At 65.3% G+C, this 13,356-nt stretch carries 16 protein-coding genes; 7 read left to right on the top strand and 9 right to left on the bottom strand.

The features are described 5' to 3' along the window. Positions 1–10: 10 nt before the first annotated feature. Positions 11–1,624 carry a PucR family transcriptional regulator gene (locus CJ028_RS17800; RefSeq protein WP_161499022.1) on the top strand — a complete coding sequence of 538 codons (1,614 nt, stop codon included), beginning with the start codon at positions 11–13 and terminating at the stop codon, positions 1,622–1,624. Here the strand turns inward: CJ028_RS17800 and CJ028_RS17795 are convergent. Beyond that, a complete protein-coding gene (locus CJ028_RS17795; protein ID WP_105036541.1) occupies positions 1,614–2,291 on the bottom strand; it encodes a DUF8185 domain-containing protein in 678 nt (225 codons plus the stop codon). The two genes, CJ028_RS17800 and CJ028_RS17795, sit on opposite strands and share 11 nt — an antisense overlap. A gap of 68 nt (positions 2,292–2,359) precedes the next feature. Here CJ028_RS17795 and CJ028_RS17790 point away from each other — a divergent pair, with 68 nt between their 5' ends. Next, positions 2,360–3,235 (top strand): acyl-CoA thioesterase, encoded by an 876-nt coding sequence (locus CJ028_RS17790; RefSeq protein ID WP_105036540.1) that lies wholly within the window; start codon positions 2,360–2,362, stop codon positions 3,233–3,235. 14 nt (positions 3,236–3,249) lie between these two features. Here CJ028_RS17790 and CJ028_RS17785 read toward each other — a convergent pair whose 3' ends face one another. From CJ028_RS17785 to msrA, 7 genes are all read right to left on the bottom strand, one after another. Further along, positions 3,250–3,954: a zf-HC2 domain-containing protein gene (locus CJ028_RS17785; protein ID WP_105036539.1), complete on the bottom strand. Its 705-nt coding sequence runs from the start codon at positions 3,952–3,954 to the stop codon at positions 3,250–3,252. Then, complete coding sequence (locus CJ028_RS17780) at positions 3,951–4,460, bottom strand: sigma-70 family RNA polymerase sigma factor (protein ID WP_105036538.1); 510 nt, start codon at positions 4,458–4,460, stop codon at positions 3,951–3,953. The genes CJ028_RS17785 and CJ028_RS17780 overlap by 4 nt, the downstream gene beginning before the upstream one ends. Positions 4,461–4,552: 92 nt before the next feature. Further along, complete coding sequence (locus CJ028_RS17775) at positions 4,553–5,023, bottom strand: acyl-CoA thioesterase (protein WP_105036537.1); 471 nt, start codon at positions 5,021–5,023, stop codon at positions 4,553–4,555. Between the two features lie 19 nt (positions 5,024–5,042). Beyond that, positions 5,043–6,725 (bottom strand): energy-dependent translational throttle protein EttA, encoded by a 1,683-nt coding sequence (gene ettA / locus CJ028_RS17770; RefSeq protein ID WP_105036536.1) that lies wholly within the window; start codon positions 6,723–6,725, stop codon positions 5,043–5,045. Positions 6,726–6,730: 5 nt separating this feature from the next. Then, positions 6,731–7,279 (bottom strand): DUF6993 domain-containing protein, encoded by a 549-nt coding sequence (locus CJ028_RS17765; protein ID WP_240607398.1) that lies wholly within the window; start codon positions 7,277–7,279, stop codon positions 6,731–6,733. Positions 7,280–7,314: 35 nt separating this feature from the next. After that, on the bottom strand, positions 7,315–7,845 hold the full coding sequence (locus CJ028_RS17760) for a single-stranded DNA-binding protein (RefSeq protein WP_129590536.1): 531 nt from the start codon (positions 7,843–7,845) through the stop codon (positions 7,315–7,317). 207 nt (positions 7,846–8,052) lie between these two features. After that, positions 8,053–8,577 carry a peptide-methionine (S)-S-oxide reductase MsrA gene (gene msrA, locus CJ028_RS17755; protein ID WP_105036534.1) on the bottom strand — a complete coding sequence of 175 codons (525 nt, stop codon included), beginning with the start codon at positions 8,575–8,577 and terminating at the stop codon, positions 8,053–8,055. A gap of 155 nt (positions 8,578–8,732) precedes the next feature. Here msrA and CJ028_RS17750 point away from each other — a divergent pair, with 155 nt between their 5' ends. Together CJ028_RS17750 and CJ028_RS17745 are read left to right on the top strand one after the other, a co-directional pair. After that, complete coding sequence (locus CJ028_RS17750; protein ID WP_105036533.1) at positions 8,733–9,008, top strand: hypothetical protein; 276 nt, start codon at positions 8,733–8,735, stop codon at positions 9,006–9,008. A gap of 87 nt (positions 9,009–9,095) precedes the next feature. Then, entirely contained in the window at positions 9,096–9,845 is a 750-nt protein-coding gene (locus CJ028_RS17745; RefSeq protein ID WP_105036532.1) for a hypothetical protein, read from the top strand. Between the two features lie 75 nt (positions 9,846–9,920). On the opposite strand, the gene nadE is transcribed toward CJ028_RS17745, so the two are convergent. Further along, on the bottom strand, positions 9,921–10,742 hold the full coding sequence (nadE, locus tag CJ028_RS17740; RefSeq protein WP_105036531.1) for an NAD(+) synthase: 822 nt from the start codon (positions 10,740–10,742) through the stop codon (positions 9,921–9,923). Between the two features lie 150 nt (positions 10,743–10,892). Here nadE and CJ028_RS17735 point away from each other — a divergent pair, with 150 nt between their 5' ends. The 3 genes from CJ028_RS17735 to CJ028_RS17730 all read left to right on the top strand — a co-directional run bounded on the left by CJ028_RS17735 (position 10,893) and on the right by CJ028_RS17730 (position 13,274). Further along, positions 10,893–11,837 carry a hypothetical protein gene (locus tag CJ028_RS17735; protein WP_129590535.1) on the top strand — a complete coding sequence of 315 codons (945 nt, stop codon included), beginning with the start codon at positions 10,893–10,895 and terminating at the stop codon, positions 11,835–11,837. Between the two features lie 277 nt (positions 11,838–12,114). Then, complete coding sequence (locus tag CJ028_RS21030) at positions 12,115–12,471, top strand: hypothetical protein (protein ID WP_161499020.1); 357 nt, start codon at positions 12,115–12,117, stop codon at positions 12,469–12,471. Next, positions 12,414–13,274 (top strand): DUF222 domain-containing protein, encoded by an 861-nt coding sequence (locus tag CJ028_RS17730; protein WP_161499019.1) that lies wholly within the window; start codon positions 12,414–12,416, stop codon positions 13,272–13,274. The genes CJ028_RS21030 and CJ028_RS17730 overlap by 58 nt, the downstream gene beginning before the upstream one ends. Positions 13,275–13,356 lie beyond the last annotated feature (82 nt).

The following is a 13,356-nucleotide window of genomic DNA, read 5'->3' as shown; positions in this document are numbered from 1 at the left end:
TAGTCGCCTCATGCTCCCCACCCTGCACCTGCTCCTTGCTGATCCGAACCTGGGGCTCACCCTCCTCGATGACACTGACGAGACCGCGCCCGACCCGGCTACGTCCAGCCCGGCAGCTGCCGCCCCGATCGCGCGCGCGGCACGGCTCGACCGCACGGTCGAATGGGTGCACAGCTCCGACCTGATCGATCCGACACCGTTTCTCTCCGCCAACCAGGTACTACTGACGACCGGCACCCAGTTCGGCAGCTACCCGGCGGCGGATGCCGACTACCGCCCCTACGTACAGCGCCTGCGAGACCTGGGCATCACGGCGCTCGGCTTCGGCACCGAAGTCGTTCAATACGGCACGCCGGACGGGCTGATCGCTGCCTGCCGCGCGCTCGGGCTGCCGTTATTCGAGGTGCCCTATCGCACCCCGTTCATCGCCGTGGCCCGGGCGGCCGGCGACCTCGTGGCCGAGGATCGATATGCACGCGCCACCTGGGCGCTCAAGGCCCAGCGCGCCATTGCGCTCGCCGCGCTGCGTCCAGACGGCTTGAGTGCCACGCTCGCCGAGCTGTCCGCCCAGCTCGGCCACTGGGTTGCTCTGTTCGACGCGAGCGGAACCCTCGATCGGGTGTTTCCCCGCTCCACGTTCGCCACAGCCCCCGAGGCGCTCGCCACCGTGCAGCAGGAAGCTCGGCGCCTGCTTGCCCACGGCCAGCGTTCCAGCAGCACCGTTGACGCCGGCGGCGAGACCCTCACCCTGCAGACACTCGGCGGTCACGACCACCTGCGCGGTGTGCTTGCCCTGGGCGGCGCGCTCGCCCTCGACCAGGCCAGCACCGAGGTCGTGACGAGCGTGATTGCCTTGGCCGGCCTGGCCCTCGAGCAGAACAACGCTCTCGATCGTGCCCAGGGCCTGCTGCGCTCCGGACTGCTGAACACCCTGCTCGCTGGTGACCACTCCCTGGTCAACCAGATCTCCAAACAGATGTGGGGCGCACTCCCGGAGCCACCGGTGCTGGTCGCCGTCGTCGATGTGCCGGCCGTGCGCCGGGATGCGATCACCGAGTACCTGGAACTGCGCGTCGACGATTCCCCCGGGCAGCTGTTCTTCGCCCGGCAGAACGACACCGTGGTGCTGTGTCTCGACCGCGCGGCCCACGGCATCCTCGCACAGCTGTGCGCGCTGTTCGAGCTGCACGCCGGTCTCTCGGAGCCGACCGCCTACCGCCAACTACCCCGTGCCCTCGATCAGGCCCAGCAGGCCCTCGCGAGGGCTCGGGAGAGCGCACCGGGCGTTACCGATTTCAGTCTTATCGCCCGGCAGGGTGTGTTGGCGCTGCTGGCCAGAACGGATGCCCGCGAGGTCGGCCTGGCCACCCTCGCGCCGGTGATGGCGCACGATCAGGCACACAGCGCCGAGTTGCTGGCTACCCTGCGGGCGTGGCTACTGTGCAACGGACACTTCGGTGAGGCCGCCGCGCAGCTCGGGGTGCACCGCCACACGGTGCGCACCCGCATTCAGCAGGCTGAGCAATTGCTCGCCCGCGACCTGGGGTCGTTTCCGGCTCGCGCGGATGTCTGGGCGGCCTTGCTCGCCACCGACGCTGCCGTTGTGGAACCGGTCAGGCCTTGAGCGTCCACGGCTTGCGCCGCACCAGAACGTGGCCGCGACTCGTGCTGAGGCGGGTCCACAGCCCAGACTCGAACAGTTGCACCGGCTCGTCATCGGCGAGAAAGCCCAGGCTGAACGCCGCGAAACCGGCTCCGGTCGGTACGAATTCGAGTCCGTCCACCTGACGGCCCCAGACTTCGGAGCGCACGCGTTCCACGATCAATTCTCCGGTGCCCTCCGGCACTGCAGTGGCAACCTCGTCGATGCCTTCGCGTGCGGCCGCTTCCAGGTGCGAAGCCGGAGTCTGGCCGTGTGGTTCCCAGCCGCCCTTTGGCGGGGAGATACCGGCCCAGGTTACGGTGTTCACCTCGAGCGGAACGGTCACGATGACCGGCAGGCTCAGGTCGCGCGGCGTGGATTCCAGGCGCTTGAGGCGTTCCAGCAGCGACCGCACCGGTACAACCTTGTCGAGGTCGACCGGCTCGGTCAGGGCGAAGGTGCGCAGGCCGAGCACGGTCGGGCTCGCGTCGAGCAGACCGCGCGGATAGAAGATGGCGGTGTACACCGCGAGAACGCCTTCGGACGCCATGAGGCGCACGGAACCGTCGAGAACGCGGCCGGATCGTGAGAGAAACACGATCAGATCGCTGAGGGACTGGGAATCGGTAAGAGTGAATGACTGGCTCATCATCTTCTAAACTACCAAGATGCGCCACGACCGCATGCCGCGAACGCGAATTTGCCCGAGGAGACAGCATGCACAAGCCCACGGAGAGCCTTTTGGCCGTCCTCGATCTGACCGACACCGGTGCCCGGACCAACGAGGATATTTTCACTGGTCCGTCGCAGTGGATGCCGCTCGGCCGCGTGTTCGGCGGTCAGGTGCTGGCCCAGTCCCTCGTCGCTGCGATGCGCACAGTGCCCGACGAACGCCACGTGCACTCCATGCACGGCTATTTTCTGCGCCCCGGCGATGTCAACCAACCGATCACCTTTTCGGTGGAACGCATTCACGACGGCCGCTCATTCTCCACCCGCCGCACCCAGTGCTATCAGGATGGCGTGCCGATCCTGTCGATGATCGCCTCCTTCCAGGACGCCGACGAGGGTTTGGAGCATCACCTGGAGATGCCCACAGATATCCCCGATCCGGAAAGCCTCCCAACGGCATCCGCTTCGCTTGCGCACATCGACCACTCGGTAGCGCGCTACTGGGCGAGCGAGCGGCCCTTCGACATGCGGCATGTTCCCTCGCCGATCTTTCTCAAGGTCAACGGTGAACACACCTCGCGTCAGGCCGTGTGGATGAAGACGTTCCTGCCGTTGCCGGACGACCCCGATCTGCACCGCGCGGCCCTGGCCTACGCGAGCGACTATTCGATCATGGAACCGATCCTGCGCCGGCACGGAGTGGCCTGGGCGACGCCCGGTCTCAAGGTGGCGAGCCTGGATCACGCCATGTGGTGGCACCGGTTCGGTCGGGTCGACGAATGGCTGCTCTACGTGCAGGATTCACCCAGCGCGCAGGGCGGTCGCGGCCTGGCCACGGGCAGCATCTTCAACCGCGACGGCGTGCTCCTGGCCACCGTGGCGCAGGAGGGCATGCTGCGCGTGCCCATCGTTCTCGAGTAGTTCGAGTAGTAGCGCTACCAGCTGGGTTTGGATTCGAGCAGCACCTTCTCGTCGGGCATCCACCGAATATCCACGCTTGCGATGTCGTTCTCGGACACGCTCGTCGTGGCGGCCGCGCTGATGGTGTCGCCGGGTCCGGAGATCCAGCTGGCCACGAGGGTCTCCTGGCCGTCCCGGTCGGTCACGAACAGGGCGTACGGCTGCGCGCCGAAGTCATCGCCGCCACGGGCATAACTGCAACTCGCGTCGATGCGCGTGCCCCAGTCCTCGCCGGTCAGGCGAAACGAGGCGGTAAGCGGGCTGGGTACCACGGCGGCCATGGCCACCGCCGGTTCGGAGATGCTCTGACTGGGCTGATCGAGCCAGCCCGGCACGACGAGGGCAGCGGATGCCGCGACCGCGGCGGCCGCCACCAACGCCCCGGCGGCGAGCAGACGGGCCCGCCGAGTGCGGGCCCTGGCCGCCTGCACCAGGCGGGGCAACAGGGTGGCGGAAGGTGCGGCATCCGCTGGGGAATCAGCGGGCTGGCCGAGTTGCAGGGCCTGATCGAGCGGCACCTGCGCGAGCAACCCCGGAAGTCCTACGAGATGAGCGACCGCCTGGCTGCAGGCGACACAATCGTTGAGGTGACGCTCGTAATCCCTGCGGTCGGCCGGTGACAGCGCGCCGAGCACGTAGGCACCGTCCCAATCGGTGTACAGATCTGCTGGAGTGTTCATCGTTCCGTCACTCCTCGCTCTTGCAGTGCAAGCCGCAGGGCTCGCAGGCCGTAGTGCAGCCTGGACTTCACCGTGCCTTCGGGAATGGCCAAGTCCCGAGCGGTCTCGGCCACGGATTGGCCTCGGTAGTAAGCACACACAATGACCGCCCGGTGGTCGGGTGAGAGGTCGTGCAGGGCATCGGCAACCAGCCAGGCATCGAGCAGGGCGTCGGTCTGGTCGTCGGTGGGCACCTCGGGCAGCTGATCGGTGGGGATCTCATGTCGCGCCCTGGCCGAACGGCGGTCGTCGATCACCAAGTTGCGAGCCACCGTGAACAGCCAGGCCCGAGCCGACACCTCGGTCTGGTCGAGCAGGCGGGGGCGTCGCCAGGCGCGCAGTAACGTCTCCTGCACGACGTCGTCGGCGAGGGCCGGGTCGTGCGTCAACCGCACGACATAGCGCCACAAAAGCGGCCCGTGTTCGTCGTGCAGGACCTGCAAGAGTTCGGCGCGTTCATCAGCCATGTCTACCTCCCCTGCTTAACACGCGGCGGACGCGTGTTGGGTTCAGTAATACCCGCATTCCGCGGCAACGCGAGCCGCCGGCTGGGGAATTGTCAGCGTCGGGCGAACTCGATCGGCGCGTCGAGGTACGGAGTCCACGCGGCGCGTTCGGTGTCGTTGATGCGGCGGGGGCGTTCGCTTTCCGCATCAACGAGCACAATCGTGGTGTTCGCCCGAGCATAGAGCACCTCGGGGGTGGCACCTTCCGGGCTGCACACCTCGTAGCAGACATCGAGGCTGGCACCGCCGAGTTTACCCAGCCAGAGGCGCACGTCCAGCGGCTGGCGCAGGTACGGCACCGGCGCCAGATATTCGATCTCCTGCCTGGCGATCAAGGTGAGCGTGGCCGCACCGGGGCGGCCGTCGAGCACGGCCGTGCTCGCGCCGATCGCCGCGTCGTCTTCGGTCACCCAGAAGGCCAGGATGCGCGCCTCTTCCAGCAGGCGCAGCATCTCGGAATTGTTGACGTGACCGTAGGCGTCGAGGTCGGACCAACGCAGACGAATCGGTACGTGCAGCTTCACACGGTCTCCCTCTTTTGTCTTAGTCGCGGGTGAGCTTGCGGTAGGCGGAGCGATGCGGCTTGGCCGCATCCGGCCCGAGCCGCTCGATCTTGTTCTGTTCGTACGACTCGAAGTTGCCCTCGAACCAGTACCAGTTGGCCGGGTTATCGTCGGTGCCCTCGTAGGAGAGGATGTGCGTGGCCACCCGGTCGAGGAACCACCGGTCGTGAGTGATCACCACGGCGCAACCGGGAAATTCGAGCAGCGCGTTTTCGAGCGAACCGAGGGTTTCGACGTCGAGGTCGTTAGTGGGCTCGTCGAGGAGGAGCAGGTTACCGCCCTGCTTGAGAGTGAGGGCCAGGTTCAGGCGGTTGCGCTCACCACCGGAGAGCACACCGGCCTTCTTCTGCTGGTCTGGTCCTTTGAAACCGAAGGTCGACACATAAGCGCGCGACGGGATCTCGGTCTTGCCGACCTGAATGTAGTCCTGGCCGTCGGAGACGACCTCCCACAGGGTTTTGTTCGGGTCGATGCCGCCGCGGTCCTGGTCGACGTAGGAGATGTCGACCGTTTCACCGATCTTAAGCTCTCCGCCGTCGAGGGGTTCCTTGCCGACGATGGTCTTGAACAGGGTGGTCTTTCCCACACCGTTCGGGCCGATGATACCGACGATGCCGTTGCGCGGCAGGGTGAAGCTGAGGTTCTCGATGAGCAGGCGCCCGTCGAAACCCTTCTCGAGCTTGGTGGCGTCGATGACCTGGGCACCGAGCCGCGGGCCGACCGGAATCACAATTTCTTCGAAATCGAGCTTGCGGGTGCTTTCGGCGGCGGTGACCATCTCTTCGTAGCGGGCCAGGCGAGCCTTCGACTTCACCTGGCGGCCCTTGGCATTGGAACGCACCCATTCGAGCTCGTCGGCGAGACGACGGGACAGCTTCGCGTCTTTCTTGCCCTGCACGAGCAAACGTTCCTGCTTCTTCTCGAGGTAGGTCGAGTAGTTACCCTCGTAGGGGTAGAGGTGTCCGCGGTCGATCTCGGCGATCCACTCGGCGACGTGGTCGAGGAAGTACCGGTCGTGAGTAACGGCAAGCACGGCGCCGGGGTACTTGGCGAGGTGCTGCTCGAGCCAGAGCACGCTCTCGGCGTCGAGGTGGTTAGTGGGCTCGTCAAGGAGGAGCAGGTCAGGCTTCTGCAGCAGCAGCTTGGTCAGCGCCACTCGGCGCTTCTCGCCACCGGAGAGGTTGGAGACCTCCGAGTCGCCCGGCGGGGTGCGCAGGGCGTCCATAGCCTGTTCGAGCTGGGAGTCGAGATCCCAGGCATCCGCTGCGTCGATGGCTTCCTGCAGCACGCCCATCTCGGCAAGCAGGGTGTCGAAGTCGGCGTCGGGTTCGCCGAGAGCGAGGCTGATTTCATTGAAGCGGTCGACCTTGGCCTTGATCGGCCCAACGCCCTCCTGCACGTTCTCCAGCACGGTCTTGCTCTCGTCGAGCTGCGGCTCCTGCATGAGGATGCCGACGGTGTAACCCGGGGAGAGTCTCGCCTCGCCGTTGCTGGGGGTGTCCAGGCCAGCCATGATCTTGAGGATCGTGGACTTTCCGGCACCGTTGGGGCCGACCACACCGATCTTGGCACCGGGAAAAAAGGACATGGTGACGTCGTCAAGAATCAGCTTTTCGCCGATCGCCTTGCGAGCGCGGACCATTGAGTAAATAAATTCGGCCATAGTGTTTACCAGTCTATTTGCCGGGTGGACCCGACGAGACACAAACCGGTGGACAGAATCGGCGCGACCACGCTGTGGAAGCCGTCACTGGCCGGCCCGATCTGGCCGATCAGGCATTCACCATTGAACCGCACCGAGAACTGGATCGAGTCGGCGGCCAGGTCGGCCTGGGTTCGATCGAAGGACACTTCCATCGCCGTTCGGTCGAACCCGCCGGCTACGAGCGCGTCGATGTAGGCGCGCCCGTCAGCAGTGGGATTGGCCTTGGTCACGGCGGCCGCGAGATAGTTGAAGTAGACCAGGTTCTCGGAAGCGGTACCCTCGGGCAACAGTGCCGGGTCGGGCGCCGGAGTTGCCGAGGGCTGTGGCGCTGCGGAGCTGGTTGGCACCGTGCCGCTGGTCGCGGGTTCGGCCGGGGCACCGGTGCACGCGGTCAGGCTGACTCCGAGCAGCAGCACGGCCCCGACCACCGCCAGGGTGTACCGCGGGCGGACTGCGCGCCGCCTCGCTGTTCTCGCCTTGATGTCCTGCCGTGTTGATTGCGCCACGCTCACGAACTGCCTCCCCCGGTCCACGCGCGTGGACGATGCTACGAGTCTAAACGGGCATACGCGTCCTCATCGGCATCGGTGTCGACGGGGACAAAACCGTCTCCGGACCGGTCGATCTCCCCCGGGTCAGCCACGTAGGCGGCGGCGGCTTCAGCGGATTCGAAGGGTTCAACCGGATCCGGCTCGGTCGGCGTGGCCTCGGCTCGCGTTGGCGCCCCGCTGCGCACCGGCGTCGTGGTGTACCAGGCGAGGTCGTGGCCGACAGAATCAGCAATGATCTCAACGGACGTCCCGGATTTTTCGGCGTTGTTCCATCGGCGGATGACCAGCCGTCCGGTGACGACAACGTGCTCGCCCTTGCTGAGCGATTTGCCCGCATTCGCGGCCAGCTGCCGAAAGGTCGTGACGGAATACCAGCAGCTCTCGTCGACGATCCATTCGTCTTTGGCCTTGTCACGGTGGCTCTGGCGGGAGGCCAGCCGAAAGGAAGTGATCGGGGTCCCGTTCTTGCCGAAGGTCAGGTGCGGGACGGTGCCAATAACGCCGGATATGGTGATGCTGTCGCTCATGATTTCTCCCGGCACTGTGATCGCGTGAACACGCAAGCTCGCCGCGCCGAGCAAGCCGCCGGCGCACACGACCCGGGAACAACAACTCGTGCCAGTCTTCGTCGAACCCGGGTCGCACACTGTGAGTGTGCCGCCCGGAACAACGACCCGATTAAAACCGCGCGAATCCGTGGAGAATTCAGCGTTCGCCCGATTGGGGAGGAGACGCTAGCTGATCAGGTATTCGGAGTACGACTTGCGGATCTTGTTGACCTTCGGCACGGCGACGGCCATGCAGTAGCCCTGCCCGGGGTTCTTGTTGAAGAAGTCCTGGTGGTAGTCCTCGGCCTCGTGGTAGTCGCCGAGCGGTTCGATCGTGGTCGTGATGCCGGAGCCCCACCATTCGGCGGCCCGGTCGCGAGCGGTTTCAAACAGTTGCTTTTGCTCGTCATCGGTGTAGAACATCGCTGACCGGTACTGGGTCCCGACGTCGTTTCCTTGCCGGTTCAGCTGGGTCGGGTCGTGCAGCGTGAAGAACACGTCCAGAATGACGCTCGCCGGAATAACGTCGGGGTCGAAGGTCACCGCGACGGCTTCGGCGTGCCCAGTGCGCCCGGTGCAGACCGCTTCATAGCTCGGACTGGCGGTCGTACCGCCGGTATACCCCGACACCACATCGCTCACGCCGCGTAAGACCCGATAAACAGCATCGAGACACCAGAAACATCCACCTGCGACCACAAAAGTTTGCACCCCTCCACCCTAACTCGTCACCCGCCGCAGCCACAGGTTCAGCCGGCACTCGGGCCGTCTGTTCGCCGAAAGCGGATGTCGGGGGTCACCCATACAGTAAAAGAAACACCCGCGGCCGGTCGGGATACCGCAGAACCAGTAGGCAAGGAGCACTCATGACCACTCTCATCGCACCGATTCCTCACACAGCATTTCCAGCAGTGCGTGGCCGCCGGTTCATCCTCGTGCGGGACGGGCTGTGGCGCATCGTCGACCCGGTCGGCGCTGTCGTCGGCTATATCGAACGCCAGACCGGTGTTGATATGGGCGGTGCTGATACAGGCGGTCTAGACGGTGACCGGTTCAGCGCCAGGCGCGTCGTTTTCGCAACGCGCACCCGCGAACTTGGCGTGTTCTGTCGCATCTCCGACGCCGTCGACTGTTTCCGGTGACGCGGGTGCGTATTCCACAGAGGCGGGTTGGGGGCACGCCGCGTCTGATCCCCGATAACCGGGGTCGGCGCGGATAAAATCCAGCACATGGAATGGTGGAATAACTTCGTAGCCTGGTTTACCGACGTGAGCACCCAACCGATGGTCTTTACCGCGGTCGTGTTCATCGGCGCGATCGTCATTGCCAGCGTGCTGGCCGCGTTGATCTCGCGCGGGGCCGTCAAACGGCTCATCACCCAGCGAGATCGCGAGATCAAAGTGGCCGCGATCGCGACCCTCGTTGATGCCGCGACCGAGGCATCCGTTTGGAATTCGCTGACACCGCAGGAGCAGGTCATGAGCGACCGGGCGGTCGGCCAGGCCGACATTCAGGTGCGGTTGTTGCCGATCCGCGGATCGGGAATTGCCGCGAACTGGGCTGCCCACGAGCTGTACGAGCTCAAGCGTACCTCAGCCACCTTCGGCTACCAGCTGGAACCGGCCTTGGTGGAGTTTCGTGACCGCCTGGTCGAGTGGCAGAACAAGCCGGCTCGCGCCCGCAAGATCTTCCAGGGTGATCTTGATCGCTGGAAGTCGCAGAACTCCTCCACCGAGAAGAGTCTGCTCGCCGAGCAGGAGGCGTGGGTGGCGCAGCAGCACCACGACCAATACAACGCCGCCGATTCGGCGCCGGCACCGGTGCGGGTCGCACCGCTCACCCCGGCAGCCGTCAATCGCACGCCGGCATCAGCGTCGGACGCCGGGGCGGAGACCCAGCGCCTGCTCGACGACGTGAACAAGCTCGAGGTGCGCGGCACCGACCCACTCACGCGTTCCTCGGCGGCCCCGACCCTGTAGTCGCGACGCAAGAAACGAGCCGGTCGGCGCTTCTCAGCGCTGACCGGCTCGTTTTCGTATCACAGGCGTTTGGGGCTACTGCCACCACTCGTCAAAAAGTGAGGCCGGCACCCGACGCTTGTGCTCTGTGCTGAGGTAGCGCGCCTCGATGGCCTCGGCCACTTCATCGTCGACCGGCCGGCCTTCGAGGAAATCGTCGATGTGCTCGTACTGCAGACCGAGATTGGCCTCGTCGGTCTGGCCGGGCGTGTGGTCGAGCAGGTCAGCGGTGGGGTCCTTCAGGTAGAGCTGTTCGGGCGCACCCAGCTCCATCAGCAGGGCGCGGCCCTGGCGCTTGGTCAGACCGGTGAGCGGCAGAATGTCGGTTCCACCGTCGCCGTACTTGGTGAAGAACCCGGTGACTGCCTCTGCCGCATGGTCGGTGCCGACCACGAGCAGGCCGAGTTGGCCGGCCACCGCATACTGGGCGATCATGCGCGAGCGGGCCTTGACGTTGCCCTTGGTGAAGTCAGTCATGGCCACGTCGAGGCTCGCCAAAAATTCGCTCTCGAACCCGTCGACGGCGAGTTCAATGTTGAAGGTGGCCTGCGAGGGCGGGCGGATGAATTCCAACGCGAGTTGGGCATCCGCTTCGTCGCGCTGCACCGCGTAGGGCAGGCGCACGGCGACAAAAGTGGCCGGATGCCCCTCCGCGGCGAGTTCGTCGACCGCCAGCGCGCAGAGCCGACCGGCGAGCGTGGAGTCCTGGCCGCCGCTGATGCCGAGCACGAGTCCCTGGGCGCCAGTGTGCTTGAGGTATTCCTTGAGGAATTTCACCCTGCGGCGCACTTCGGCGGCCGGGTCGATGGTGGGTGAGACGTTGAGTTCCGCGATGATTCGCGCCTGTAGTTCTCGCATACTTGAATCTAGCAATCCTCGAGAATGCGCGCTGTGGCCTTCCGCGAGATCGGTACAGGGGTGCCTGCGAACCCTGATGAAATTTTCCCGTACGGTAGGACAAACACCGCTCGGGGGGACGCAACAATGATTGTCAAGAACAGGTACAGCATGCGTGGACAGCTCCGCGCTGTAGGAACCAGCAGAACGGTTCGCCAAATCAGCCGTTCTGCACTGGCAATCGGTGTGGCCGGTGTGCTACTGGCCGGACTCGGCGGGTGCGCCGCCGTGACGAACGACGAAGCGGATGCCCCGACTGCTGAGCAGACCACGGAGCCGACCGCCGCCGCACCCGCAGGCTGCAGTTCCGAACTCGCCGTGGGCTACGGCGACGTGGTCGGCCTCGAGGATGTGACCGACAATTTCGGTACGTACTGCCACACCACGATCAGCCCCACCGCTGAGGCAGCCGTCTACGATTCCACCAAGACCGACTTGACGACCCTGGCCGAATTCGGCTTCACCGAGGACGACGCCGTGGCAGCCCTGCCGGTGGCCTTGCGCATTCTCACCGAAGAGGTTCTGGACAGCAGCCGTCTGGACAACTACAGCGTCGCCCCAGCGGAGTGGTTCGCAGCGAATTCCGACTACCTGACCACCAAGTGGCAACCTGCCTATCAGAAGGCGATCGACGGAAAGGCCGCGACATTAGGCGTGTCGGGGACCTCTGGCATCATCGTCACCGACATTCTGCCGTCGCCACTGGCTCGCGACGGTGGCGCACGCGCGTCGAGCGCCGTCGTGCGCCTTGATCGCATCCACGTGGAAGAGCCCGACGGAGGCGAGCCGAACCTGGTATTCAGCTTCAGCACAACGAGTACGTTTGTTGCGACGGATGCCCAGATCGTCGCGCTGGTTCTCGCCGCCGACCCGAGCCAGATCGAGGATGCTCGGCGAGCGTCCAATCCGGAACTCTTCGACGGGGCCGACAACTCGTGGCTCATCATGACCGGGAAGACCCTTCTCGGTTTCGGTCTGGAAAGCAACGAGCAGATCATCGGCTCGAGTTCGGTGTTCCAGCTCTACACAGACCAGGGCCTCGACGTCATCGCCTAGCCCCTGCGACGCAGAACGCCAAAGCCCCGCCGATGGCGGGGCGGGTATCTGAGCGCCTCGATGGAGGCCATGCGGAGAGCGCGCGGTAGAACGATTTGCACTGTCCGGACTGGGCGTGAAAGCGGGTGAACGGTTGCTTCGGGAGGGTCGAGGTGACCGTTTACCCGTTCTCGTTTATCAGAAGAAACTTCTGAACGTGCGTCTATATATTACTGAGATTCTCTCGCCTTTAGGGGTGTTTTGGGCTATAATTGTGGGTGAAGGAGGCATCGACGCCATGACCCTCACCGCTCCGCCCGCCGCAGCCGGCTCGATGCCGGAACCCGAGGATTCCCGGGTGGCGGTCATTGCTCAGGCCGGTGCATTGTTGGCCTCCGTTGTTGACGGGGTGCGGTTTGGTCACCTCGATGACTCCGAGGCTGTGGCAGTCATGACCGCCCTCGAAGAACTCGGCCGCAAGGTCGATGGTGCCCAGTACCAATTAACCGCGCACGCGCCACCACCGACATCGGTGTGCGCGCCGAAACCGACCTCGGTAACTTGTCGCTGGCCTACCAGAATGGATGCCGCAACCGGGTGGAGTTCATCACTCAGCTGGCCGGCATCTCGGGCCGGGAGGCCAAACGGCGTTTGAAACTTGGCGAGACGGCGGTGGAACGTACCCCGCTCGGCCTGCCCGTCCCGGCGCGATATCCGGTCATCGCCGACGGCCTGACCAGCGGGGAACTCGGGATGGAATCGGCCGAGATCATCGCCAGCACCCTCACCGCCCTGCAGGGAAAGGTCCTACCGGACGACCTCGACCGGGTCGAACGCGCCCTCGTCGCCACCGCCACCGGAGCCATCACCCCGGAAACCGCCGGACTGCCCGGCGCGGGCATCCGCTTCACCCCCGACGCACTGCGCGCCCAAGCCATGGAATGGCAAGCCCGCCTCGACCCCGACGGCACCGCCCCCAACGACGCCATCACCGAGGCAAAGAGCACACTGACCTTCGGGCTACTCCGCAACGGGCTCTACCCGCTGCGGGCCGATGTCACCCCGGAACTGCGCGGCATCATGGACACCCTCTTCGACACCTACCTATCCGCTCGCTCACGCACCCCGATGTTCGTGCCCACCGAATCCCTCGACAGCAGCGCCGACGGCGCAAGCAGTGCCGAGCTGGACGGCCTCGATGGTAGCGACACGGAGACTGAGCGGTTCAGTGCTGACCCCTTCACCGGGGACACCCGGTTTGACGGGGACCGCCGCACCGCGGGCGAGAAACGCGCCGACATCCTCCGCGACGTCTTCCAAGCCACCGCCCGCGACCCCAAAACCCCAACCATGGGCGGCGCCGCCCCCACCATCATGATCCACGTCAACGCCACCGACCTCAACAACGATGGCGGCGTCGGCTGCATCATCCCCGGCTGCAGCATCCCCGCCCGCTAGACCGAAACCCACCACGTGCTGCCCCACCACACGGGCGGACCGACCAACATCGACAACGGGTGTCTCCTCTGCTGGTTCCACC

This window comes from Cryobacterium aureum (assembly GCF_002954245.1).
GTDB classification, from domain to species: domain Bacteria; phylum Actinomycetota; class Actinomycetes; order Actinomycetales; family Microbacteriaceae; genus Cryobacterium; species Cryobacterium aureum.
This window is presented reverse-complemented; position numbering and strand designations above follow the sequence as displayed.

Bases quoted from the DNA above. Each gene is read 5' to 3' on its own strand.
- CJ028_RS17790 (WP_105036540.1), top strand. From the start codon at position 2,360: ATGCACAAGCCCACGGAGAGCCTTTTGGCCGTCCTCGATCTGACCGAC.
- ettA (WP_105036536.1), bottom strand. From the start codon at position 6,725: ATGGCCGAATTTATTTACTCAATGGTCCGCGCTCGCAAGGCGATCGGC.
- CJ028_RS17795 (WP_105036541.1), bottom strand. From the start codon at position 2,291: ATGAGCCAGTCATTCACTCTTACCGATTCCCAGTCCCTCAGCGATCTG.
- CJ028_RS21030 (WP_161499020.1), top strand. From the start codon at position 12,115: ATGACCCTCACCGCTCCGCCCGCCGCAGCCGGCTCGATGCCGGAACCC.
- CJ028_RS17750 (WP_105036533.1), top strand. From the start codon at position 8,733: ATGACCACTCTCATCGCACCGATTCCTCACACAGCATTTCCAGCAGTG.
- nadE (WP_105036531.1), bottom strand. From the start codon at position 10,742: ATGCGAGAACTACAGGCGCGAATCATCGCGGAACTCAACGTCTCACCC.
- CJ028_RS17760 (WP_129590536.1), bottom strand. From the start codon at position 7,845: ATGAGCGACAGCATCACCATATCCGGCGTTATTGGCACCGTCCCGCAC.
- CJ028_RS17785 (WP_105036539.1), bottom strand. From the start codon at position 3,954: ATGAACACTCCAGCAGATCTGTACACCGATTGGGACGGTGCCTACGTG.
- CJ028_RS17800 (WP_161499022.1), top strand. From the start codon at position 11: ATGCTCCCCACCCTGCACCTGCTCCTTGCTGATCCGAACCTGGGGCTC.
- CJ028_RS17780 (WP_105036538.1), bottom strand. From the start codon at position 4,460: ATGGCTGATGAACGCGCCGAACTCTTGCAGGTCCTGCACGACGAACAC.
- CJ028_RS17735 (WP_129590535.1), top strand. From the start codon at position 10,893: ATGCGTGGACAGCTCCGCGCTGTAGGAACCAGCAGAACGGTTCGCCAA.
- CJ028_RS17745 (WP_105036532.1), top strand. From the start codon at position 9,096: ATGGAATGGTGGAATAACTTCGTAGCCTGGTTTACCGACGTGAGCACC.